We start from the raw sequence: 25,475 nt of genomic DNA, 5'->3' as shown, positions 1-25,475 counted from the left end.
ATTCTACCTCTTGCATACGATTAGGCTTAATGCTGGAACACAAACATGATTTGATTTGCCTGTTTGGCTATTACCATTTTCATCAAAGATGACTTGCCACTTCTCATCAAAACTATAGAAGCGATCACCTGTTGATGGGTTAATCATGACACGAATCGTTTCTGCATTACCCTTCGAACCTGCAATATCATAGAATACACTTTGGTCATCCGCAACCCAAACCTTCACTTTTTCATTAATTTCTAACGCAGTTTTCAGACAGAATTCACTTACTGATCTGCGAAGTGCTGTTGCCTTACGGAAATACTTCACAACTTCTTGATAATATTCCATTCTTTCCCAATCCATACGGTTAATTTCATCTGGAGCGTTATAAGAATTATGATTATCCTTCTTTGTATCACAGAATTCAAAACCAGCATGCACAAATGGCACACCTTGTGAAACCATCGTAATCGCAATCATCATCTTCTGACGACGAATACGTGTTGCTCTATCTTCATTATTACAACATGCATGCATCTTATCCCAAACTGTACTATTGTCGTGTGTTTCAAATCCGTTAATAGACTGATCTGGAGAGAAGAATCGCTTATAATGTGGTGTATCAAGAACGTTTGCTGTTAAACCTGCTAAACTAGCAAATGCATTTTCCCACTTACCAGTCGCATAACCACGTTCATACTTTTCACTTTCACTTGTCTTGCCCTTAATTACATCACGGAAATAGTCGTTAAAGTGACCAATGTGAGGCATTGCCCCTTGGTTATGAATATTTGCTTTTTGTGATCCTTGTAACATCGTTGGCATATCCCAACCTTCACCATAAATTAGGGCACTTGGGTTATTGCGAATTGCTTCATTACGAATCTTATTCATTGTAGCAACATCTATAATTCCCATTAAGTCAAAACGGAAGCCATCGATACCATATATTTGCATTAAACTACGAATAACATATACAAGATACCTAGAAGCCATCGGCATCTCTGAAGCGAAGTCATTACCACAATATGAACCGTTAGACATATAACCTTCTTCGTTATAACGGAAGTAGTAATATGGCACTAGGCTGTCAAATGCAGTTTCCGCAACATCATAGACATGGTTAAAGACAACATCTAATGTTACGCGTAGATGATTGCGGTGAAGACATGCTACTAGTTCTTTAAATTCTTTCATGCGTACATATGGATGATCTGGATCAGAACTGAAACTTCCCTTTAACGATAGATACTGACGAGGATCATACCCCCAGTTGTAGTTGAGTTCTGGCTTGAAATCATCAACCGTACTAAAGTCTGTTAATGGCATGAACTGAACATGCGTTACACCCAAGGACTTAATGTAGTTTAATCCAGTTGGAAGTCCTCTATATTCTGTTCCATCCTCACACAATGATTTAAACTTTCCATGTGTTGTAGTACCAGTAAATGGATGCATAGTCATATCACGAACACTGCATTCATAGATGATTGCTTCTGTAGGTGCGATTGTATCTTCAAAAGGATAATCTTTAATCTTATCTAGTTCAGATAAATCAATCACTGCACTTGCCTTTGCATTTCCATTACAACTATATGCATATGGGTCTAAGGATTTAACCACTTTACCATTACGCTCTACTAAATATGTATATGTCGCATGTTTAAAGTCACCAGGTACCTTTACATACCAAGTACCCATTTCACTAGGTTCCATTGCCTTTAATATTTGAACACCACTAACGTCTAAGGATAGTGATACATTTACCGCAGTTGGTGCCCATACCTTGAACCATGTATATTCAGGTGTATAGTGTGAGCCTAAATCATCTTTCTCATAACCATACAGGGCATTAAAACGTTCCCGCTTTACAATTAAACGTGCAATCAGCGGTGTATATCTACCATGACTTTCACGAACCTGATAATCCATGCGGAAGTTAGGTTCATATAAACCCTTTAGACGATATAGGATAAAACTGTCGTGAGTTTCTACACCTTCTATTGATAGTTCCTCGACATAACCACCAAGTCCTGTCAATTGAAAACGACTCGATTCACCATGATAAAAGCTACGATCAATCGTTACAGTTATTTTTCCAAAATCATCTAAATACGCATTAAATATTGACATCTTTATTTCTTACCTCTTTTTTTTGCTACAAACCAAACTGCCGCAAATGGTGCAAGATTCATCTTCAAGATATTCTTTCCATCTTTCTTCGAAGTACGAATTGCTCTAGGATGGATCATTCCATTACCACCGTAAATTTGGTCATCTGAGTTTAATATTTCTTTATAGAATCCACCTTGTGGCATTTCTAACTCAAAATTCTCATATGTTGTATTACTTAAGTTCAATACACACACAAGGTATTCATCCTTACTACTACGATAGAAGGAATATACACTTTGTACATTGTTGTCCGCATCAATCCACTTGAAGCTATCATAGCTATAATCTGCTTCATACAAACATGCATGCGATAAATATAACTCATTTAACTTCTTCATAAATAAATTGAAGGAATAGTGCTTTGGATACTGGAGTAATTCCCAGTCAATTTCACGAGTTTCATCAAACTCACGGAAGGAGCCCAGCTCATTGCCCATGAAGTTTAACTTCTTACCAGGATGCGCATACATGTATGCATACAAGTTCTTTGCTTGTGCAAACTTCGCATCATAATCACCCCACATACGGTCGATGACAGTATGTTTACCATGTACATTTTCGTCATGGCTAAATGGCATTAAGAACTTCTCACTATAGAAGTATGCCATTGAGAAAGTCAACTTGTGGTGATCATAATAGCGGTAGATAGGATCTGTTCCATAATACTTGAGCGTATCATTCATCCAACCAAGATCCCACTTATAGTCAAAGCCCAATCCATCTTTTTCCGTCGCTACTGTTACGTTAGGGAAATCAGAACTATCTTCCGCAATCATCATGACAGTTGGAAATTCCTTATGCATGTAGTAATTCAAGCGTTTTACAAAGTAGATAGCACCATCATTCGTACCCCTATCACGATTACCAGCCCAATAAATGAGGTTAGAAACCGCATCAATGCGGATACCATCCATATGATACATATTTACCCAGAAAGCAGCTGATGACATTAAGAAGGAACGTACTTCTTCATTCCATAAGTTAAAGTTCATCGTACCCCATTCAGAGTTTGCGTCATATTCATTTGGATATTCATATAATGCTTCTCCATCAAAGTAACGTAACCCAAAGTCATCCTTTACAAAGTGAACAGGCACCATGTCGATGATAATACCAATTCCAGCCGCGTGGCAGCGGTCCACAAAGCGGTTAAATTCCTGTGGATTTCCATAACGACTTGTTAGGGAATAGTATCCACTTACCTGATATCCCCAGGATCCATCAAATGGATACTCACTCAAAGGCATTAACTCAATGTGCGTATAACCATTCTCTTTGATATATGGAATCAATTCATCTGCAAGCATGTCATAGGAGTATGGATGCTCACCATTACGTTTCCAACCACCAACGTATAACTCATAGATATTCATTGGCTTATCAAAGTTTAAACTACGCTCTTGTAGCCACTTTTCATCTGTCCAAGATAGTTTGCTTAAATCAGCTAGCTTACTAGCCGTATTTGGTCTTGTTTCGCTATAGAAAGCAAATGGGTCAGCCTTATATAGAATATTTCCTGTTCTTGTTTGAATCTTATATTTATAAATTTCCCACTCATTTAAATATGGAACTGTAATTGTCCATACACCTTGGAAGTTCATTCTTTCCATCAAAATTTGATTTTCATCCCAGTTTGTAAATGATCCAACAACCCATACATTTTCCGCATGAGGCGCATATACTGTGAAGCGAACCCCACCGTCCACAAAGTGGGCGCCAAACACCTCGTATGCATTCAATGAATGACCCTGATGAAACTCTTCAATGATACGTTCTAAATTCATATGTGATCCTCCGTAACTACGTTACATTTATTTTAACATTGCCAGTATTGAATAGATACAGATAGATGACGAAAAACGTACAAACAAACATAGAATTCCAAACAAAAAGATGCAGATATCAACCTGCATCTATCTGTATTCAAATTTCTTAGGAGAATAAAGGCTTAAGTACTGCTGCTAACTCATCCTTTTCCTTCTGTGCTTCAGCCAAGTCTTTACCTAAAGTTGTAAAGTATGTCTTGATCTTAGGCTCTGTACCAGAAGGACGAACCACTACTGTCGCACCATCTTCTAAACCGAAAATCAGTACATTTGCTTTAGGTAATCCTGTCTCTTCAGGCTTGTTATAGTCTGTTACAGATACAACCTTACGTCCAGCAAATTCTACTGGTGGATTTGTACGTAGAGTATTCATAATGCCAGCCATCTTATCCATACCAGAAAGACCTGCAAACTCATAACTATCTACCTGATTGAGGAAACGTCCATACTGTGCATAGATTTCTTCCAAGCGCTGTTTGATGGAAGAACCAATACTACGATAGTACGCAGCCATCTCACAGATTAACATGGAACCAACAACCGCATCCTTGTCACGTACATAAGAGCCCGCTAGGTAACCATAGCTCTCTTCAAAACCAAAGATGAAACGTTCTTCTTCGCCATTTGCTTCAAGTTGTGCAATCTGATCACCAATCCACTTGAAACCCGTTAATGTATGACGTAACTCAACACCATAGTGCTTCGCAACTAAATCTGCTAAAGGTGTAGATACAATAGACTTCACGGCTACTGGATTCTTAGGCATTGTGCCCTTTTCAATGCGTCCAGCACAGATATAGTCTAATAAAAGTACACCCATCTCATTACCGGATACGAGTTCATATGAACCGTCCGGACACTTCATTGCGATACCTACACGATCAGCGTCTGGGTCAGTCGCAAGCATCAAGTCTGCTCCTACCTTTTTCGCAAGTTCCAATCCCTTTTCTAAGGCTTCATAAATTTCAGGGTTTGGATATGAACATGTTGTAAAGTATCCATTTGGATATTCCTGTTCAGGAACGATTGTAATATCTGTAATACCCATATCGCTTAAAACGCGTGTTACAGGCACAAGACCTGTACCATTTAATGGGGAATAAACAAGTTTCAAACCTGCGGTCTTGCATAGGTTTGGACGAACTTGTCTAGATTCAATTGCTTGATAGAGTGCTTCCTTGCAACCTTCACCAACAAACTGAATAAGACCCTTCGCTACACCCTCCGCAAAGGAAATATATTTTGCACCTGTTAATACATCTGTCTTCTGAATCTGATCGTATACAATCGCAGCCGCGTCATCTGTCATCTGACAACCATCTGGTCCATATGCTTTAAAACCGTTATATTTTGCAGGGTTATGAGATGCAGTAATCATGATACCTGCGTTGCATTGATAGTATCTTGTTGCAAAGCTCAAGGCAGGTACAGGCATTAGTTCATCATAAAGACGAACATGAATACCATTTGCTGCTAATACAGCAGCCGCATCCTTCGCAAATGTCCAACCCTTTAAACGGCTGTCATAACTGATTGCAACAGTTTGTGTACCACCCTGTGTCTTAACCCAATCAGCGACACCCTGTGTAGCCTGGCGAACAACCCAGATATTCATACGGTTTGTACCAGCACCAAGAGTACCTCTTAAACCAGCTGTACCAAACTTCAAAGATACTGCAAATCTTTCCTTGATTGCTTCTTCATCATTTTCAATACCAGCTAATTCTGCGTGTAAATCAAAGTCGATTAAATTTGCAGATAGCCAACGTTTATATTCATCTAAATACATAATTTTTAGCTCCTTATTCTTATTTTAACATAAGAAAAAAGAAAGATGTCAAAACATCTTTCTCCCCTTATCGTTATCTATTAAGCAATAACTTTTTGAGCGCGAAGAACATCTTCAATTGTCTTAACAGCTGAGTCTTCGTCATCACCTTCACAGGAAATTGTAATTTCAGACTGTGTAGGAATACCAAGTGACATAACTCCCATAATGGACTTCATATTCACTGTACGTCCCTTATAGGATACCTTTACTTCACTCTTAAACTTGCTTGCAGCATTTACAGCTACTGTAGCAGGACGTGCGTGTAATCCTACTGGGTCAACAACTGTAACAGTAATCTCTTTCATTGGTTTATCCTCCTGATCATTTTTACTTACTATATCTGTATTTTATAACATACTTGTTTCATATACAAGCGTTTACATTGTAGGAAGTTGCAATTCGATACAATATTTCTATGTTAGAAATTTACTTATGATATGGCTCGTTATGTAGAATGCGGAAGCTACGATAAATTTGTTCTACCACTAATATTCTACAAAGTTGATGTGGAAAGGTTGCTTTTGAGATACGCCAACGGAAATCAGCCCGCGCAATCAGTTCACTACTCAACCCCAAAGAACCACCAATCACAAATGTAATCTTACTTCTAGCATGGTTATAACAATCCTGGATTTTATTTGCCAAAGCCACAGAATCGATATCTTGTCCTGCAAGATCTAACAAGATGAGATATTCATCATCACGTACATTCTTTAACAACCGCTGTCCTTCTACAATCTTTACTTGCTCATTTTCAGCAGCAGAATTTGTCTCTGGTGCTTTTTCATCCAGAACTTCAACTACTTCAATCTTATCGTATGGACGGATACGCTTTATATACTCAGCGATACCTTCCTTCATCCACTTCTCTTTGAGTTTGCCACAGGCAATAATCTTAATCATTGCAGAACCACACCTATCTGCTTGCTTTCACCACCACGGATAATAGATACATTCACAGTATCACCAGCAGAATGCATGTACAATCTTGTAAGCACATCTTGATAAGATGTCATTTCAATACCATCAATCATTGTGATGATATCTCCTTCCTGAAGGCCGTCTTCTGTATCCATCTTTTCAACTACTGTTTGAACATATAATCCTGACTTCATATCAATGTTGATGCCATGCGCACTCTTCTCATATGCAAGCATACTTGATACATTGCGTACCACAATACCTAGTGCACCACGCATCACTTTTCCATTTGACTTGATTGCATTATAAATCAGTTTAATTTCGTTTGCAGTAATTGCATACTCCATACGAGAATTTCCTTGATATGGTTGACTTGCCACTACTCCAACAAGTGACCCATTTAAATCGATTACTGCACCACCTTCTTGAATCGAAGTAATTGGTGTATCCATTTCTAGCATGGAAGATAACCAAGTAGTTGTACTGCTCATACGCCATACACCTGGTTCTGAAGTAATACCACTGCTAACAACAGCACTACCCGTCGTTAGATTTCTACCACTCATCACTACGACATTAGCACCTTGCGCTAAAACATTTGTATCTAAAATTGTAAACGGTTTTACCTCAAAGTTTGTTGTAACCTGAATAACAGCTAATCCACTATCAGCATCATCTCCAATAATTGTAGAAGTAACACGCACACCACTATCAAACACTACATTAGGACTTCCATTCTTTATAGCCTTTGTTGTTGTTAATATATGTACTGTTTCCTTCTCTTTTGCAATGATAATACCACTATAGTAAGATCCATCACTTTCTACAGTTACTACACTACTTCTGCTCTTTTCTATCGCACTAGTATAGTCTGATGTTGTATAGTTTGTACTATTCATATCCTCAAGAGAATTATTACCTATATTATTCTTTTGAAGATTCCTAATCAGCATCATTGTTAGGACTAGATTCCATACCAATAATAGCGCTAACGCTACCGGCATCAACTTTTTCATCATATATACCCTTTCTAATCATCTCATATTGTCCTGCTGCACATACTAGTAAATTTTCATGCAGTGAACCCCGATGATTTTGTAAAGCATGTATTGTTGTATCTAAAGCTTTCTTGCGTGTATTTGCTTGTTCACTTAAATGCGCAAGAATAATCATCTTTGTTTTCTCTGTAACAATTTGATCTATTACAGCTGCACAATCTTCGTTACATAAGTGCCCTGTATCACTGTAGATTCGCTGTTTCGTAAATTGTGGACGACTAGTCGCCATTAGCATCTGTACATCATGGTTAGACTCTAACACGATGTAATCCGCATCTTTAATACGTGGAATATGTTTCTCATTGATATATCCCGTATCTGTGATATATACCAGTTTTTCAATTCCATTTTCAACAATATATCCAACTGTATTTAACGCGTCATGCGATAGTGCAATTGGTGTAAAGCGCAAAGTTTCAATCGTAAAGGAGGAACCAGGTTTTACATAAAAGGTATCTATCTTTGGTATCTCAATCGGTGAGTAGATTGGTAATGATGAGAAATGTTTAATTTGAGAGATATGATCAGAATGATTATGTGTGATTAATACCGCATCTAAATCATCTAATGATATCTCAAGTTCTTTTAAGCGCTCAAATATATATTTCTTTGTTGTACCACAATCAATCATAACTTTTGTAGTACCGTCCACAATCACAAAGCTATTCCCTTTTGAACCACTCGCTAATAATGCAAATTCCATCATCAGTTCAAATCCTCACAATTCATCAATGTAGAACATGCATTTATTGGCTCATCATCCTTATATATGCTAAATGTTAAATGTGGTCCCGTCGCTTTACCAGTCATACCAATCTTACCGATTACATCGCCTTTTCTAACAATGGTATCAACTTCTAATGAGCACGGTAAGTACATATGCCCATATACACTCTGATACCCATTATGGTGGTCAATGATTACATAGTTACCCAACTCATCTGTATAACCCTTTTCTTTAATACTTCCTGTATCAACAGCCAGTACATTTCCCCATCGATTATATCGATTGATAAAATCAATCGACTCAAACCCTGTATAACAGCCATACTCACAGATGATTTCAGGATGTTCAACAGGATAGGCTAAGTTCCCACTACCAATACCTAAATCACTATTCTTTCCAATCGCAATCACTTCATCTTGTCCTGCTGCTGTTACAACCGAAGATAACTCTTGTCCAGCATTTAATACTCCATTCACCCATGTTTCATGATAGAGTACATTCTTTGAACCATTCGCACCAATCTGTCTAACCACTGTTTTACCAGTTTCAACCGTATTATCTTCTAATACAGAGGTCTTATAGAACAATGTTTCCTTCTGTAATCTTTGTTTATAAACATATACATCGATTGGTGAAGTAAAGTAAGTTACACATAGTTTTGTGCCTGGAGTTAATTTTTGGTTTACATCTGTAATTACATCTTGATTGATACGCATTAACTGCTCTACAGTTAAACCGTAATTCTGTATACCTATTGAAGCTAGTGTATCTCCTTCTTCAACCGTATAGTATTCAAGGCTCTCATTATCACCATAGGATAAGTAACGTAATACTTCTTCTTCCGTAGTCTTAATCTCTCCTACGGATGCGTACGCATCCGCAATCTGTATTGTTTCATTGATTTTAAAACCCATTGTCATTTCACCATATTCCATTAGATTCGAAATTGTCTGGTGTTCATGAATGGCTTCTAAGGTACTTTCATCAATAAAATAGGATAAATACTTTTGTAACGCTTCTTGATAAATTTCTTCTGATTTTACAAATATTCTTGCATACTCTTCATCTTCGTTTGAGAAAGAGATTGATTTACAAGCAATACTATATAGAGAATGGTCATCTAAATACTGCATGATTTTAGCATCTACATCTGTATAGACATTTGAGCTCATCTCTTCAACAAGATACATGTTACTAGCAATACTAATATGTGTATTTGGAAACATGCTCGCATACTTTTTATCATAAACGGTATTTAGATGTTCATCCATATAAGTTTTATCTTTTATAATACCTATCAACTTTTGATCTTGATACAACTTATATACTTTATGCACATCAGAAGTAATCATTTCAACAGTTTGATTAAAATCACCAACTGTCCCAGCCACAACACCCTCATAGGAAGGATAGAAAAAAGAAGGCACGATTACAATTGCGATTGATAACACTAAGCATACCGTTACAGCAATCAAATTTTTCATGCCTTCCTCCTTCATTATTGTGGTTTATTTGGGGCAATGTTATATAGTGCGTTCGTATCTGCTTCAAACGCTACATAAACTCTACCTGTTGCACCATTACGATGCTTTGCTAGATTGATTTCTAAACGTTCTGTTCCAGACTCTCTAGCTTGTTCTTTTGCTTCTTCGTTATAGTATGACTCACGATACAACATCATAACGATATCGGCATCCTGCTCAATCGCTCCAGATTCACGTAAGTCACTTAACATTGGTCTTTTATCTTCACGTGCTTCAACACTACGACTTAACTGTGACAAGGCTACAACCGGAACATTTAGTTCACGTGCAAGTGCTTTTAAGCTACGAGAGATATCAGATACTTCCTGCTGACGATTTACGCCAGAACGATCGGATGGCCCGCTAATCAACTGGATATAGTCAATCATAACCATATTTAAACCATGCTCTGCCTGCAAACGACGACACTTTGAGAAGATTTCAGGAATCTTGATTCCTGCCATATCATCGATATAAATATTCGAAGCTTTTAACTCTGCTGAGGCTTCGTTTATACGATTCCACTCTTCATTTGTTAAACGACCTGTCTTTAACTTATCACCTTGAATGTGACTCTTCGCACTTAACAAACGCATCGCTAACTGTTCTGCGCCCATCTCAAGTGAGAAAATCGCAATCGCACCTTTTTGAGCTTGTGGAATGAGTGCAACGTTCATCGCTATGTTTAAGGCAACCGCTGTTTTACCCATAGATGGACGCGCAGCCAAGACAATCATATCACCACGCTGTAAACCATGTGTAATACGGTCGAAATCATTAAAGCCTGTTTTTAACCCCGTAATCTCAGATGAATTCTGCGATGCTGCACGAATTGTTTTTAACACTTCATTTAAGACATCGTTAGGATTCTTAAACTCACCCGCTTTACGGTTACGAGATACATTCAAGATTTCTTTCTCTGAACGATCAAGATAATCATTTAAATCCGTCTGTCCATTAAAGCCTTCTTCCACAACTCTTTCAGCAGCTTCAATCATACGACGCATCATCGCCTTATCACGAATTAAATTAACATAGGTTAATGTATTCGCACTTGTGACTGCAGCGTTCATTAAATTTAGAATGTATTCCATTCCACCAGACTTGTCTAATAAATCCGTATCCTTTAAACGTGTCGCAACAGTTGTAGAGTCAATCTGTGTACCCTCTTGATACAGTTCTTCGCATGCATGATAGATACGACGATTGGCTTCGATAAAGAAATCGTCAGCTTCAAGCCCTTCTTCTAATGCTGTACGAGAAGAACTTGGGTATACAAGCATGGTTCCAAGTAAACTAGCTTCTGCCTCAGGTGCAGAAGGTAATACGCGTGGCATATTTAGTTCTCACTTCCCAGTACTTTTACAACGATTGTACCGATAACATTTTTGTGCAATTCAACTTTCACTCTTGTTGTGCCAAGACTATGAATTGGTTCTGTATCAATAATCTTACGCTTTTCGACTGTAATACCTTTTTTATTCAAAGCCTCAACAATTTGCTTTGTAGAAACAGAACCGAAGACTCTTCCTTCTTTACCAGACTTCACAGTGAAAGTAATTACTGTATTTTCTAATAACGCAGCTTTTTCACGTGCTTCTTGTTCACGTTGTGCTTCTAGTGCAGCTTCTTCTGATTTCTGTTCTTTTAAGATTTCTAAACTAGCCTTAGATTCTGCCACTGCAAGTCCTCTTGCGATTAAGAAGTTTCTTCCGTAACCATCAGAAACATCAACGATATCTCCACGCTTCCCTACTTTTTTAACATCTTGTTTAAGAATTACTTTCATCATCTGCCTCCTTCTTCTGTTGTTCAATAATATGAATTAACTCTTCTTTGAGTTCTTTTACTGTCGCATCCTTACGTTGAGTTGCGGCAGCTGTCATATGTCCACCACCATGCATAGCTTCCATAATTGCCTGTACATTAATTTCACCATTTGAGCGTGCAGAAATACTATTGATTCCTGTACTCTTATCCTGCGCGATAACAAAGGCTGCCTTTACATCTTGAATACTTAATAAACTATCCGCAACCTGACTCATAATTGAACGCGTAATCTTCTCGTTTTCTACAGCTGCAATTACGATACCATCTGGATAACTTTCACTTGCATTCATAATTGCACTCTTTAATGCAAACTCTTCATATGTATCTTTCAGATAGTCATATGCAACCTGAGGATCAGCTCCGAGTTTACGTAAAGCACTCGCCGCATCATAGGTACGTACACCTGTTCTTTCACGCCACTTACGTGTATCAATCGTCATACCTGCAAGCATGAATGTAGCTTCTAATTCAGAAATATCTACTTTACTTGATATAAATGGAATCATTTCAGTCAAGATTTCACAAGTACTGGAAGCACCAGCTTCGATATATATTAGAATAGGCTTTACACCCATATCTGTGCTTCTGCGGTGATGATCAATCACCACAATACGTTTCGCCATCTCCAATAGTTTTGCACCATTAGACTGTAGAATGTTGTGATGATCTGTCATGATAACAAGTGTATCATCCTTAAGTTGGTTGATTCCTTCACCTTCCGTCACAAATGTTACACCTTCTGCTAGTTCCTGCTCATTTTCTTTCATTGCAGCTTCTAACTTTTCTTCAATACCACCCGTCTTAGCGATAATGCTGACCGGTTTATTGAAAGCAGATGCCATCTTGGATAAACAAATTGCAGAACCAATACAGTCAAAGTCCGCATTCTTATGTCCACAGATAATTACGTTGGAAGAATGTTGAATAAGGTCACGTAATGCATGTGCCATTACACGTACACGTACACGACTTCTCTTCTCGGCAGCTTCAGTTGAACCACCAAAGTATTTAACATCTTCGCCAACTACCTGAATCGCAACTTGGTCACCACCACGCGTTTGCGCAAGATCCATTAACTTTGTAACTGTCTCATCAAGTTCCGCAAAGTTTGAACTACCCTTGGCGAAAGCCATAGACAATGTGATAGATACTTCAGCCTTCTGTGAAGCCTTACGTACAATATTTAGAATTGAGAAACGATCTGCCGCAATCTCACGATAGATTCTTTCATTAAGTACTAATAAGTAACGATTGTTATTTAATCTTCTTAAGAATACACCGTACTGCTGGAAGTATTCGTTGAGCGGTGTACGAATTGTCGCATTGATATTTGCAATATCCGCATCATCCGCATACATCGTACTTTCTTCATAGTTATCAAAACTAGCTAGACCTAGTACAACATGTTCTTCGTTATACTTACCACGATACTTATCTAAAAGTGTAATATCTTTAAAGAATATCGTCGGTGCATTTTCACGCTTACTTACTTCATAAACATATTGGTCAATCTGAACATTAACCTTTTCTGTTTCCCCGGAAATAATATCATTTGCTTCAGGTAACCAGGTCAGTAATTTAGAACCAATACGATCAAGTCCTCTCTCCTTGAAGAGCTCACTCTGCCAAGTAATGACATAGTTTTCATCATAGTTCATCATACCTACGCCACCAACTAGATACGCATCCGCGTAAGAACCACCTAAATACTTTTCTAGACCAATGGCCTCTTCTTCATTCGCAGATTGAAAAAACTCTAAGAGATACACTGCTATGAGAGCCTCTGCAATCAATACCAAGATACCTGGCAAGATATTTAATTTGAAAATCAACTGCAATAAGATAACAACAGCAAGTTGGATAGCAAGTGCCACAAAAACAAGCTGTTTAATTCGATTCATTTTTTGTTGCATGATATCCCTCCTCTACTATTCGTTGATGCATATTTGTCGTGATATATAAAAATCCATAAATTGCAACTGGAAATGACATAACTATCGCTAAGATAAACACTACAAATGTTAAGATTTTGCGACTTTCCTTTGCCATTAATCCAATCATAACAAGTAATCCAACAACACCCATCGCTGTCAGATAGAAATAAGCAAACGTACCTAACGCTGAAATAATCGTTAGAGCCGGTTCTGTTTTAATATAACCAGAACCGATATAGAGATACCCAAACATTCCAACTAGTGCCACATATCCAATCCACTTAGGCGGAAAATATAGATAGAGCGGTGTTGTTTCAGGAATCTTCATACGCAATCTCTTGAGTAATAATCTTGATGAAATATGTGTCACTATCGCTTCTAATACACCTAACATCAGCGTACTTACGAAGAATACATTACGCAATAATACATTGATATCCACATTTGTATTTACCGTTAAACCCATTGATTGTTGCATCATATCAAAAGTTTCACGTAATTCTAATACAAGTTGGTCAAAACTTACACCAAAGATAGCCACATTAATCACAACCGCAAGTAGTTCTGTAAGACCTCCAAGAACCATCGTTCTTAACAATAACCTCTTACTCTCTACATTTTGATAGATACCACATCCATATACCAAACCAATAATCGCTTCAGCGACAAAGAAGAATACTGCAAATGGACTTGCGAAAATAAAGGACACAAAGATGATAGCAGTTAAAACCATCAAGCTATCACGCAGTCCATATTTCGCTCCAAAATATACCATTGGTAATGGTAATAGGAACACAAACATACTGCTGAATGTTCCTTGGAACTGTCTATCGATTAACATAAATACGCCGATTAAGGCAACCATCATTGCCCCTTCGGTAATCTTTCTTACATTTTGATTCATAATAATCTCCCAAAAAGCACTATGAAAAGTTGCTTTTCGCATGCCAATATTATACCATAACCAACCAAATTCGATTCCCTTAGGTTTTGCTAAATCACTTTCATGGAAAGTCTCATCATTTTATCACTTTTATTACAGTATTAAATTCTGCTATGATACTCCCCAAGGAGGTCCCTATGTTAACAAAAATTCTCTATTTTCTGATTGAACTAATCACTTCTATTCATAATACAATTTTGACATGGAATGACAATAATCTGATTGGATTATCTGATAAAGACTTGCACTTTGTAGTCATTGGTATATTAGGAATTTTAATGATTGCGATTATATATCCACTCTTCAAATTCCTCGCAAAGCGACATCACTTTCTCACATTAACCTTTATATATGTATTTACACTCATTATTGTGATTACCTTTGCAATTGAAATTGGTCAAGGCATTACCCACACCGGTACAATGGACTTCGTTGACATTGTGGCAGGTATTGCAGGTTTTCTATTAATGTATATTGTGCTAGCAATTATTACGAGTGTTATTAGTGGTATTCTCTATCTCATAAAGCAATCAAAGTAATAAATTTTCACTCTCCACTTTTTCTCTATTTGATATAATATGCAGTAGGGTATCGGGGTGTGGCTCAGCTTGGTAGAGCGCTTCGTTCGGGACGAAGAGGTCGTGAGTTCGAATCTCGTCACCCCGACTATAAAAATCCGTATAGCGGATTTTTATTTTGAAGATATTGAATATCATCAGGAACATGAATACCACTCAATATTCCTAAGAATGCTTTATAATGAATCTAAACAATCGTTCATTTCTAAATGAACTAGAATCGCTAGAAAAAGAGGTTTTATGTCTATTTCATTTACTTATTGTGGAGTTGCCTGTGGAGTAATCTCCATTGATGATAAATTCTATATTGGCATCGATCCCGATTTATCTCCGAAAGGAACTAAAGTTCAGTTCAAAGGGTTCGTATCTGAGAAACAAAATGATGTCTACAACGATACAACTCTCCTAAACAAAGTTAATATCTGGTTAATCACACATAATCACCAAGATCATCTAGACGATATTGGAAGAAACTACATGCGTGAGAAAATTGTTATTTCTCCCAATAAAAAAATCATAAAAGATTTGTCATGTTCAAATAGTATCATCTTAAATTGGGATGATGAGAAGAAATTTACTATTGATGAGTATCATATCATCATCAAAGCCATACCAGCATATCATGCAAGTAATTTCATCATGCAGGTAATTATAGGAAAAGTAAATGGATATCAAATTTCAATTGTTGGACCATCCGAAACCAAAGTGCTTTATTTTACAAGCGATACTATTTTCTATCCAAAATTAACAAACTATATCTCGAGAAATATAGATGCTGTTTTTGCTAATTTAGGAGCCGTGAAATCTGAGTCATTTGGCGGACCATTCACAATGAATTTGAAAATGTTAAGTCAACTAAATGATTTACTACATCCCAAAAATATTTATCCAATTCATATTGATGACTATAGCCATTATCAGACAACAAAAAAAGAAGTTATAGCCGCAGGATATAAAGTTCTAACCATCGGTGAGAGAATAGATATTTAAATTCATGTATAACACATTATGGGCACGAATACTTCGTGCCCATAAGTGTAAATGTCTCTTACCTCTATTGTTCTAAACTTATACTATTACCAATTTGCGTTGAATACATATTGATTCAAACGTTCAAACGCTTCTTGTACACGTGATAAAGGTAGTGCTAGATTCATACGAATACTATATGGTCCATGAAACATGCGTCCATCTTGCCAAGCTACACCAACACGATATCCTGCTTTTTCAACTTCTTCGATTGTTTTATTATGTTGCTTACACCACTTCTCACAATCAATAAACAACATGTAGGTTCCTTCTGGCTTCATTAACTCTACACCTTCGAAGTTCTCATTGATATACTCTACTGCATAATTTACATTACCAGTGATCACTTCACGTAATTCTTCTAACCATGCATGCCCTTCTGGTTTATAGGCACCAATTAATGCATGCATGGATAATACATTCATATTGTTGTAGTGAGATTTTGAGGCTTTTGAATGGATACGATCACGTAGCGTCTGATTATAGATGATGTGATATGCTCCCACTAGTCCTGCAAGATTAAACGTCTTACTTGGTGCGTATAATGCAACTACATGTTCATGTGCCCATGCATTCACAGATTGTGTAGGAATATGCTTATATCCCTCTAATATAATATCTGACCAGATTTCATCTGAGATAACAACTACATCATGACGTTCAAAGATTTCCATTGCTTTTTGAATTTCATCCAATTGCCACACACGACCACAAGGGTTGTGTGGGGAACAGAAGATTGCCACATGAATATGATTTTGCTTAATCTTCTCTTCCATATCTACATAATCCATCCGCCAGATACCATCTTTATCTTTTATGAGCGGACTATGTACAATATGAAAACCATTATTATTTAAACAATGCGTAAAACCAATATATGTTGGACTATGTACTAACACTGCATCTCCAGGGGCAGCGTAAGCTGTTAAGGCAGACAATAAACCACCCAGAACACCATTTTCATATCCAATATGTTCTGGTAATAATCCTGTTACTCCATTACGCTTATTTTGCCAATCGATAATACTGTGATAGTATTCTTCACTTGGCGCAAAATATCCAAATGCAGGATGATTCACACGCTTTATGATTTCTTCCTGTACAGAAGGAACTGTAGGAAAGTTCATATCTGCAATCCACATTGGAATTACATCAAAGCCCTCATCAGGCAACTCAGGTTTTCCAGTTGTTCCTATCCCATCGACCGCAATCGCATCTTTGCCATGACGATCCATAATTGTTGTAAAGTCATATTTCATTGTAGAATCCTCCTAGTGATTCAAACATCTCTATTACCATCATAATCCTAATACCAAATAATTTCATTATATGAAAAATGAAGTGAACTCTCTCCGGTTCACTTCATTTACTGTTCATTCTTTTTATTTAATTCTTCTGTTGAGTGATGCTCAATTGGTGCCCAATGTACTTTTGTAAACAATGCCTGTATAGAAATTGGTAAATATGACAACAAGAACAACGGGAACAACAATAAATGCTTAATTTTAGCCCAGTTATTGGTCTCGATACGATCCCACTCCATACCAACCGTAATAGCCCCAATAATCATTAAGGAGACCCATAAGCTTCCGATAGTCTTAAATACAAACCACAACATCTCTCTTTGGAAGACAAGACGTACATAGTATGGCATTAAACCAGCCGAAGCTAGAATCCATAATACAAAGCCAAAAATCGCAATTGTTAATAATCCGGCAGGTAGTACTGTCATCAAAATATCATAGAAGGCAAGACGTCTTCCCTTTGCAGTAATGACACCTTTTGCAAGATCGCCCAAATATTTACCATCAATCTGATAGAAGCCCTTTGCCCAACGCATACGTTGTTTCCAAGATTGTTTCCAAGTAGATGGTTGTTCATCATATAAAATTGCAGTATCACAATAGCCAATCTTTAATTGATTAATCGTACTTACAACTGAGAATTGAATATCTTCTGTCAAAAGGTAGTATGGCCAGCCATCGTTATCTTTCATTACTTTCGCAGAAACGACAAAGCCTGTACCCGAAATCATACATTGTGCTCCCAGTAGCATACGAGGGTAATTTAAATGACGAGCCTCATGCATAAACCAAATAGAGTACGCTGCCGTCAACCAGTTTTCATCAAAATTCTTAGAGTTACGATACGTTGTCATCGCATCAAATTCGCCCGTATCAAATGTCTTATTTACTTCATATAAGAAATTCTTATCGATGATATTATCCGCATCAAATACCATGAAAGCTTCATAGTAATCTTCACCCTTCAACTCAATCACATGATGATAAAGAAAGTTTAATGCATACCCCTTACCGACTTCTTCCTGGTTGAAGCGTTCATATACAATTGCTCCGTGTTGGCGTGCTACTTCAGCTGTCTCGTCTGTGCAGTTATCCGCAACGACATACATATCATACATGTCATCTGGATAGGTCTGATTGCGTAAACTATCCAATAATTCGCCAATAACACCTTTTTCATTACGGGCAGAGATAAAGATTGCATATCGATGATTCTTTTTTGCGTCAGGTAGCTTTGGAACCTTGCGTTTAAATACACTTACCGCAATATAAACAATCTGATATAGATATAACAAGATCATTAGTCCAAAGATAATATCGGTGATTAATGTAAACTGTTCAAGAAATTTCATTTGACCTCCGTCCACACATCATTTATTTTTACATACTTTCCACCATGTGTGTTAAAATTCTTCTATGCAAATTCAAATTCTACCCATGTTACCGGATTTCATCGCCTTAGGATGTCTATATTATTTTGTCTTTTTACAAAGATGGAAACAACTACCAAAGAAAAAATTGATTTGGTATAGTGCACTCTATCTGTATATATGTGTCATGATGATGTTAACACTGATGCCTATCATCATACACATCCCTAATATATTCAGTGGATTCTCATCAAAGACAAACTTCTATCCGTTTATCGACTGGCAGTTACAGCGTGGAGATTATCTAACTGAGTCATTATTAAATATATCATTGTTTATACCATTTGGCTTTTTAATTCAACAAAATACAACTCTCAAACCATGGCAAGTTATTCTTATCGGGTTATTTTCAAGCATCGGTATTGAAGTATTACAACCATTACTTTCATTTGATCGCGTTAGTGACGTCAGTGATGTAATTACTAATACCATCGGCACCTGTATTGGTGTATATCTCTATCAAATATATCTACTTAAAACAAATTCTAAGTAATAAAGCGATTAGCATCCATTGCTAATCGCTTTTATTTGTATCAACTACTTTATCTAGACAATTGATTCTTCTTAATTACAGCAGCCGCAAAACCTAAGATTGATACCAACAACATTGTCGCAAATGAAGCTATTCCATTTGAATCTGATGTTGGTGGAGTTGGTTTCTTTGGCTCTGTATAGGTATTTACGAAAGTCGCAACAGGTATCTGTGTACCATCATCCTTTACAACCATAGTATCTACAACTAACTGTCCATTATCATCGGTTACTGTATAAGTAATCGTATATGTAGACGCATCATATGCATAGTTAGAGTCACTACCGACCTCTTCACTAATTTCATAAACATAAGTACCTTCTTCAGTGAATTCAAACTCACCAAATTCTGTTTCACCAGCGCCTGTTATCGTAACTGCCTTCACACCATTTGAAGAACCTTGTGGCATTGGATTATTTGGATTTAATGTCTTTAAGCGGAATGTGAATGTCGATGGATTTTCAGGGCTTCCCACAACTACTTTCTCGACAGGTGGATCTACCTTAACCGGATTTGGTTTATACACATTTGTAAATTCAGCTGTATTCACTTCTTCCGTACCCTTTGTAATGACAAGTTCAGATTGTAGATCACCATTAACATCCTTCACTTTATAAGTGAATGTGTATACAGTCTGGTCATAAGTATATCCTCTTGCTGCACCTTGTACTTCTGTTAGTTCATATACATAAGTTCCAGGAAGTTTGAATTCGATATTACCGATAGAAGTTGTACCAGAACCTGTAATAGTAGCTTCCTTTATTCCATCTACACTTCCTTCTGGCATAGGATTATTTGCATCTAATGCCTTAAAGTTAAATGTAAACTTCGCAGGATTTGCTGGATTGCCTTCTACTGTCTTCTTAAGGTCAGGATTTACTGTTACTGGTGTTGGCTTGTATGTATTTGTTACAGTGAACCCATCTGTTTGATTACCAGTAATATTCTTCTCATATCCTGCAATATCTGTTTCTTTAACTGTATATGCATATTCATGTCCATCCGTCTTGTCATATAGTTCAAGATTGGTGAATGTATGTGTCCAGTTATTTGCTGCATTCAGTGTAATACGATCAATCTCATTACCATCCTTCGATAGAATGATTTCTGCAGAAGTCCCTTCAGTTCCTACCCAGTTCTTAGTAACTGGGATATCGATGGTCTTCATATTGGTATTTGTAACAACATAATTTGTCGCATCACCTGTTATCGTCGTTGTATAACCAGCTATCGCATCTTCAGAAATTGTATAAGTGATGAGCTTACCATCTTTATACTTAGGCATATCTGTAAAGGTATATTGCCAGTTATTATCAGCGTTTAGTGTTACATTTGCTGCTTCTTGTCCATCCGCTAAAAGATGAATTGTAGCACTTTCTGCTGCCTTACCAATCCACTTCTTTGTTACAGGAATCGAAACCTTACCGTCAATCGTATTTGTAATCGTAATAGTTGAAGTCATATCTCCAGAATATGCCGTAGAGTAGTTTGTTACTGCATCTTCCTTCACTGTATACTGAATTTCATGACCATTACGATATCTTGATAAGCCTGTAAAGATGTACTGCCAACTATTGGCACTATTTAAGTCAACTTCATCAACTTTCTCGCCATCCGCAAATAACTTCACATGAACACTAGCAGGGCGCAATGATTGTGCATCATTATTATCTACCCATACCTTCTTTACAGGAATGACAATCTGTTCAGGTGCGTGTGTATTCGCAATATCATAATTACTAATGCTTGTAGAATAATCTGCTACTGCATCTTCGCTGATTGTATAAACAATCTCTGTTGAACCTTTAAACTTAGGTAAATCAGTGAATGTAAACTCCCAGTTATCATCTTCTGTAACTGTCTTATTCTGAACTTCAACACCATCTGCAAGTAATCGAACTGTAATAGATGATGGACGCTTTCCATCGTTATCATCATCATCAACCCAGAACTTCTTACCAGAAACAGAAACCTTTTCTTGTACGAGTTTATTTGTAATCTCTAGTGCCACTGCATCTGTTGGGGAATTTTGATTGACCTTACCAGAAGTAGAAGTTACCTGATACTTCTTTCCACTATAGGTTACCTGTCCTTCACCATTTACTCCAACTTCTTCTACAGAGTATTCGATTGGTGTCTTTATTGTCGTACCATCTGATGCAGTTTCAACATTGTATTGACGTAAGTGTGTGAATGTTGCTTTCCAGTTATTGGCAGCTGTAATATCTACAGTCTTACCAGTATCTACACCATCCGCAAATAACTTCGCTGTAATAGAGGTTACATCTGGTGTAGTGATTGGATTACCATCTGCATCTATCCACTTCTTTGATACAGATACATCCATTACATCAATCAATTGGTTCGCAACAGGAGGTACCTTACGCATAATTGACTCATTGTTATAAATGACATTTGCAGAGTTATATGCAATTGCACCTATCAAAGATGGATCATACGTTGGAGTCTTCATTGTTAGGTAAGCCGATAATACACGATATGGTTCCAAAATCGTACCATCCTTACCAACAATCTTAATTGCAGTTACCTGTGAATAATCTGTAGGTGTTGTTGTCCAAAGTGGACTATTTAATTCGTTTACATCGTTTAGATTTGGATATTTATCCGTACGATAGTAAATATCATACAGGCTACTAACATCATCTGAACCAATCTTTAGTTCAACTGGGCCTTGTAATGTATTACTGAAAGCAGAATTTCTGCCATCTCCAACAAATGGGAATACGTCATACATCACAATCTTATTCATTGGTGTGTTGTAGTAGTTACGAACACTAATACGATATTGGAAAAGACCACTTGTATTTGTAACATCCGCAAAGTCAGTTGTAATTGTATTATTGGTGAATGCTCTACCGTAAACGGCAGCTCCGCCTTCTACATTTGGCTCCAAACTACGGATATGCTTATCTGAGCGAATGCTTTCTACGTTATTACCCAAAACCTTGGAAGTTGCCTTCAAAATCTTTTCATTGGTAATACCGTTCATATTAATATCCAAATCATCATTTACAAAAATGTTTGGATCATATTGTGCAGTCAATTCTGGTGGAACACCATGTGTCCAATTGTCTGCATAGAAATATACTTCGTTATTGTTATTTAAAGTATCATTTTCAGCCTTACTAGGGATAATATCATCATTGATGACCAGTTCCTTAATATCAAAGGCCATATTATCAAATTGATATGCATAACCAGAAGGCATCTTGATCTTAATCGCATCACGGCCTGTATTATTGTAGTTCTTTATAAATTCAGACGACCAACCTTCAATATTATTTACTACACGTGCTACATTTGTTAAGTTATCAAAAGAAACGCCTGTAGGCAATAAATCAATGTATGTTGGATTCTTGAAATAACGTGCACTTGATAATTCTGTAAGACTAAAGTTTACACGTGCAGTAAACCGTTCATTTGGCATACCTACTCTTTGGAAGAACGTTTGCTTCCATAAATGTACTTTTTCATTAAGTGGTGTAAAGTAAGTATTCCACGCACCAGTTAAGTTTAGTGGTGTCTTAGAGCCATCATCGTTCACCTTATTTGAAGTTACTTTAATGACATTCGTTAACGGTTTTGTCGCACTATATTCCTCATGGAATGGATCCATAAACATCATCTTCAAGTTGAATATGATACTGTTTGTTGGCTGAAGTGTTACATCCTTTAGATATAAACCTACCTTCTTATACTGAGGTACTATCGGTGCCGCATTAGCAGGGTCTAAAGTACCATCATTAATCTGATCAAGATAAGACCGTAATTGCGTCTTACCAGTTTGATTCATTTCACTCTTAAACAACCAATTTTGACCATCAGGTGTCACAGGAAGAATATCATATGTCCCATCATCCTTATAACCTCTAATTTCAACCTGGCTCATTTGGAAACCAATCTTAGAACCGAAAGCAACCAGATTACCGTAGAATTTTGTTAAGAATAGTCGGTTATCTGTATTTGCTACATCTTCAATAAATTCGATATCTGTCAAAGGTTTATCAAGTTTATTGATTAATGTAACCCCGTAGTCAACTTCTTGTACCGCTAAACTATTCTTATCAAACTTGAGTGTTTTAAGTCCACGCTTTGAAAGCATACCGTCACCACTAAAGTCATCACCTGCCAAACAGAACTTCTTTTTATCTGACGCAAAGTTATGCTCATTTCCTGCAACCTTACCAATCGTATCTTCCGCAGCACTAGGGTTATAAGGTAATCCTTGTAAAGTCGCATTATTTTCAAATACGACACGATTTGAACCATTTAAGTATTTCGCCCCCGGGAAAGAGAGTCTTAACTCTGAATATCCTGGTAGGTTATCACGATAATTGTCATATAAATGCGGTGTACCAGTCGGAACATCATATCTCAATGTTACTGTCTTACCATCTGCACCTAGTGTCCAGTTTGGATTCTTTGCAGGATCAAAGTGTGCTGTCACCGTTTGGCCAGCATAGTTAATATATGTTGGAAGTGTATCTGTGATGACAAGAGAACGATATGCACGATCGTATTTATTCAATCTAAAATTAAAGATGACGTCAGATGTTCTATCATCTGATAAAGAATTTGGATCCCCTTGCTTATTAATACCACCATAAACAAGCTGATTATCTGTTTCTTCACCTGCAACCTGCTTAATTAACCATGGATTATTATACTTAATTGTATATGTCTGCTCTTTAAGAGTCGCAAGATTTGTCTTTGAACTATCATAAACACGTACGATAGGTTTCAACTCAAAATCCTTTGGCGTAATACCATTGGAAAAACTCATAACATAAGGAAGTTCTAACTTAACGGTATTATCAATCTCATTAAGATAAATACGCTTAATAGTTCTTCCATCGTTTGTTACGATAGTTTCCTCAGATTTGATAATAGGCTGTGTCTTGGCAGCCGGAGTAGAGAAGTTATCCAAGTATGTATTACTTTCAATATTATTAGTGTCATTAAAATTCTTAGAAGACTGTTTTGTATTTACTTCAACTTCTAGGTATAAACCATCAACAGGCTGTGTTAAACCAGTACCGTCAATTTCGATACCTGTTGAAATATTATCTGTTCCACTAACTTCCGTTTGTGATGTTGGTTTTACATTAATTTTCAAAGTACCATTAGCCCCAAAATTAATCGTCTCCGAGACAGGTGCTGGTGTAGAACCAACTGCATGTGTTGGTAAAATATTTACCAACATCATACTCATCATCAAAACAACAGTCATAACATGAGAAAACCATCTCATCTTCCTATTCTTCATACTCATAAATCCCCCTTTACTTTTTTTATATCTCACGATACAAACAGAATAATTAACTTTTTATTTTGATTCATCAATTTGCATTTAACTCACATACATTTGCTTGTTCCTACATGACTTTATATGTATCGACTAATGAAACTTCGCAGTTGTATTCATGTTAAATTTTAAAAGATAATTTTGTAATCGTCAAAAATGATGACTCACCATTTTTTACATCAAAAATACATTATTTTATGATTAAAATGCATATCATTTTTGACGCAAAAACCGGATACATCAAAAGATAAATTTTATACACTATATTCAAAATCTCTATACTGTGTCTATATTTTTAAGGCTTCGACATCATGATAAAGAAAAAAATTAATATTATTTTTTAGTCTTTAAATTGATAAATTTTCCTATACAAAAATACTATTTTTTGAATCAATTTTCTAAACTTTCTTAAGGAAAACTTAACATTTTTAAACATGCAAAAAAGGAAACCAAGATATTCTATTGATTCCCTATACAATGTATGAAATTTATAGTTTCTAATAAATTATATGAATTCTATGTA

At 36.7% G+C, this 25,475-nt stretch carries 18 protein-coding genes and 1 tRNA gene; 4 read left to right on the top strand and 15 right to left on the bottom strand.

From position 1 onward, the window contains the following. Positions 1–3 precede the first annotated feature (3 nt). From pulA to RYK16_RS04805, 12 genes are all read right to left on the bottom strand, one after another. Positions 4–2,118, bottom strand: a complete 2,115-nt coding sequence (pulA, locus tag RYK16_RS04860; protein WP_314851157.1) for a type I pullulanase — start codon at positions 2,116–2,118, stop codon at positions 4–6. Positions 2,119–2,120: 2 nt separating this feature from the next. Beyond that, complete coding sequence (glgB, locus tag RYK16_RS04855) at positions 2,121–3,944, bottom strand: 1,4-alpha-glucan branching protein GlgB (RefSeq protein WP_314851155.1); 1,824 nt, start codon at positions 3,942–3,944, stop codon at positions 2,121–2,123. A gap of 148 nt (positions 3,945–4,092) precedes the next feature. After that, a complete protein-coding gene (locus RYK16_RS04850; RefSeq protein WP_314851153.1) occupies positions 4,093–5,775 on the bottom strand; it encodes a phospho-sugar mutase in 1,683 nt (560 codons plus the stop codon). Between the two features lie 80 nt (positions 5,776–5,855). Beyond that, positions 5,856–6,122: a phosphocarrier protein HPr gene (locus RYK16_RS04845; protein WP_006525883.1), complete on the bottom strand. Its 267-nt coding sequence runs from the start codon at positions 6,120–6,122 to the stop codon at positions 5,856–5,858. 121 nt (positions 6,123–6,243) lie between these two features. Then, a complete protein-coding gene (gene rlmH, locus RYK16_RS04840; protein ID WP_314851151.1) occupies positions 6,244–6,720 on the bottom strand; it encodes a 23S rRNA (pseudouridine(1915)-N(3))-methyltransferase RlmH in 477 nt (158 codons plus the stop codon). Then, complete coding sequence (locus tag RYK16_RS04835) at positions 6,717–7,757, bottom strand: S1C family serine protease (protein ID WP_314851150.1); 1,041 nt, start codon at positions 7,755–7,757, stop codon at positions 6,717–6,719. The genes rlmH and RYK16_RS04835 overlap by 4 nt, the downstream gene beginning before the upstream one ends. Next, positions 7,681–8,502 carry an MBL fold metallo-hydrolase gene (locus tag RYK16_RS04830; protein ID WP_314851149.1) on the bottom strand — a complete coding sequence of 274 codons (822 nt, stop codon included), beginning with the start codon at positions 8,500–8,502 and terminating at the stop codon, positions 7,681–7,683. The genes RYK16_RS04835 and RYK16_RS04830 overlap by 77 nt, the downstream gene beginning before the upstream one ends. After that, positions 8,502–10,007 carry a peptidoglycan DD-metalloendopeptidase family protein gene (locus RYK16_RS04825; RefSeq protein WP_314851148.1) on the bottom strand — a complete coding sequence of 502 codons (1,506 nt, stop codon included), beginning with the start codon at positions 10,005–10,007 and terminating at the stop codon, positions 8,502–8,504. Before RYK16_RS04825 ends, RYK16_RS04830 begins: the two co-directional genes overlap by 1 nt. Positions 10,008–10,021: 14 nt before the next feature. Continuing rightward, positions 10,022–11,383: a replicative DNA helicase gene (dnaB, locus tag RYK16_RS04820; protein WP_314851146.1), complete on the bottom strand. Its 1,362-nt coding sequence runs from the start codon at positions 11,381–11,383 to the stop codon at positions 10,022–10,024. A gap of 2 nt (positions 11,384–11,385) precedes the next feature. After that, positions 11,386–11,835 (bottom strand): 50S ribosomal protein L9, encoded by a 450-nt coding sequence (gene rplI / locus RYK16_RS04815; protein WP_314851144.1) that lies wholly within the window; start codon positions 11,833–11,835, stop codon positions 11,386–11,388. Further along, positions 11,819–13,789: a DHH family phosphoesterase gene (locus tag RYK16_RS04810; RefSeq protein WP_314851142.1), complete on the bottom strand. Its 1,971-nt coding sequence runs from the start codon at positions 13,787–13,789 to the stop codon at positions 11,819–11,821. Before RYK16_RS04810 ends, rplI begins: the two co-directional genes overlap by 17 nt. Further along, the gene (locus RYK16_RS04805; protein WP_314851140.1) at positions 13,764–14,714 is read right to left on the bottom strand and encodes a DUF2232 domain-containing protein; all 951 of its coding nucleotides are present in this window, start codon (positions 14,712–14,714) and stop codon (positions 13,764–13,766) included. The genes RYK16_RS04810 and RYK16_RS04805 overlap by 26 nt, the downstream gene beginning before the upstream one ends. A gap of 176 nt (positions 14,715–14,890) precedes the next feature. Here RYK16_RS04805 and RYK16_RS04800 point away from each other — a divergent pair, with 176 nt between their 5' ends. From RYK16_RS04800 to RYK16_RS04790, 3 genes are all read left to right on the top strand, one after another. Beyond that, positions 14,891–15,292, top strand: coding sequence for a hypothetical protein (locus RYK16_RS04800; protein ID WP_298663608.1), 402 nt, complete (start codon positions 14,891–14,893; stop codon positions 15,290–15,292). Between the two features lie 53 nt (positions 15,293–15,345). After that, positions 15,346–15,419: transfer RNA gene (locus tag RYK16_RS04795), tRNA-Pro, on the top strand. 152 nt (positions 15,420–15,571) lie between these two features. After that, positions 15,572–16,321: an MBL fold metallo-hydrolase gene (locus RYK16_RS04790; RefSeq protein ID WP_314851139.1), complete on the top strand. Its 750-nt coding sequence runs from the start codon at positions 15,572–15,574 to the stop codon at positions 16,319–16,321. Between the two features lie 86 nt (positions 16,322–16,407). On the opposite strand, the gene RYK16_RS04785 is transcribed toward RYK16_RS04790, so the two are convergent. Then, the gene (locus RYK16_RS04785) at positions 16,408–17,619 is read right to left on the bottom strand and encodes an aminotransferase class I/II-fold pyridoxal phosphate-dependent enzyme (protein ID WP_314851137.1); all 1,212 of its coding nucleotides are present in this window, start codon (positions 17,617–17,619) and stop codon (positions 16,408–16,410) included. Positions 17,620–17,726: 107 nt separating this feature from the next. Next, on the bottom strand, positions 17,727–19,016 hold the full coding sequence (locus tag RYK16_RS04780; RefSeq protein ID WP_314851135.1) for a glycosyltransferase family 2 protein: 1,290 nt from the start codon (positions 19,014–19,016) through the stop codon (positions 17,727–17,729). 85 nt (positions 19,017–19,101) lie between these two features. On the opposite strand from RYK16_RS04780, the gene RYK16_RS04775 reads away from it, so the two are divergent. Continuing rightward, positions 19,102–19,587, top strand: a complete 486-nt coding sequence (locus RYK16_RS04775; RefSeq protein ID WP_399554528.1) for a VanZ family protein — start codon at positions 19,102–19,104, stop codon at positions 19,585–19,587. Between the two features lie 49 nt (positions 19,588–19,636). Here the strand turns inward: RYK16_RS04775 and RYK16_RS04770 are convergent, their stop codons facing one another. After that, positions 19,637–24,913 (bottom strand): Cna B-type domain-containing protein, encoded by a 5,277-nt coding sequence (locus tag RYK16_RS04770; RefSeq protein WP_314851132.1) that lies wholly within the window; start codon positions 24,911–24,913, stop codon positions 19,637–19,639. Between the last annotated feature and the right edge of the window lie 562 nt (positions 24,914–25,475).

The organism is uncultured Solobacterium sp. (assembly GCF_963550625.1).
In the GTDB taxonomy this organism is placed as follows: Bacteria; Bacillota_I; Bacilli_A; order Erysipelotrichales; family Erysipelotrichaceae; genus Bulleidia.
This window is presented reverse-complemented; position numbering and strand designations above follow the sequence as displayed.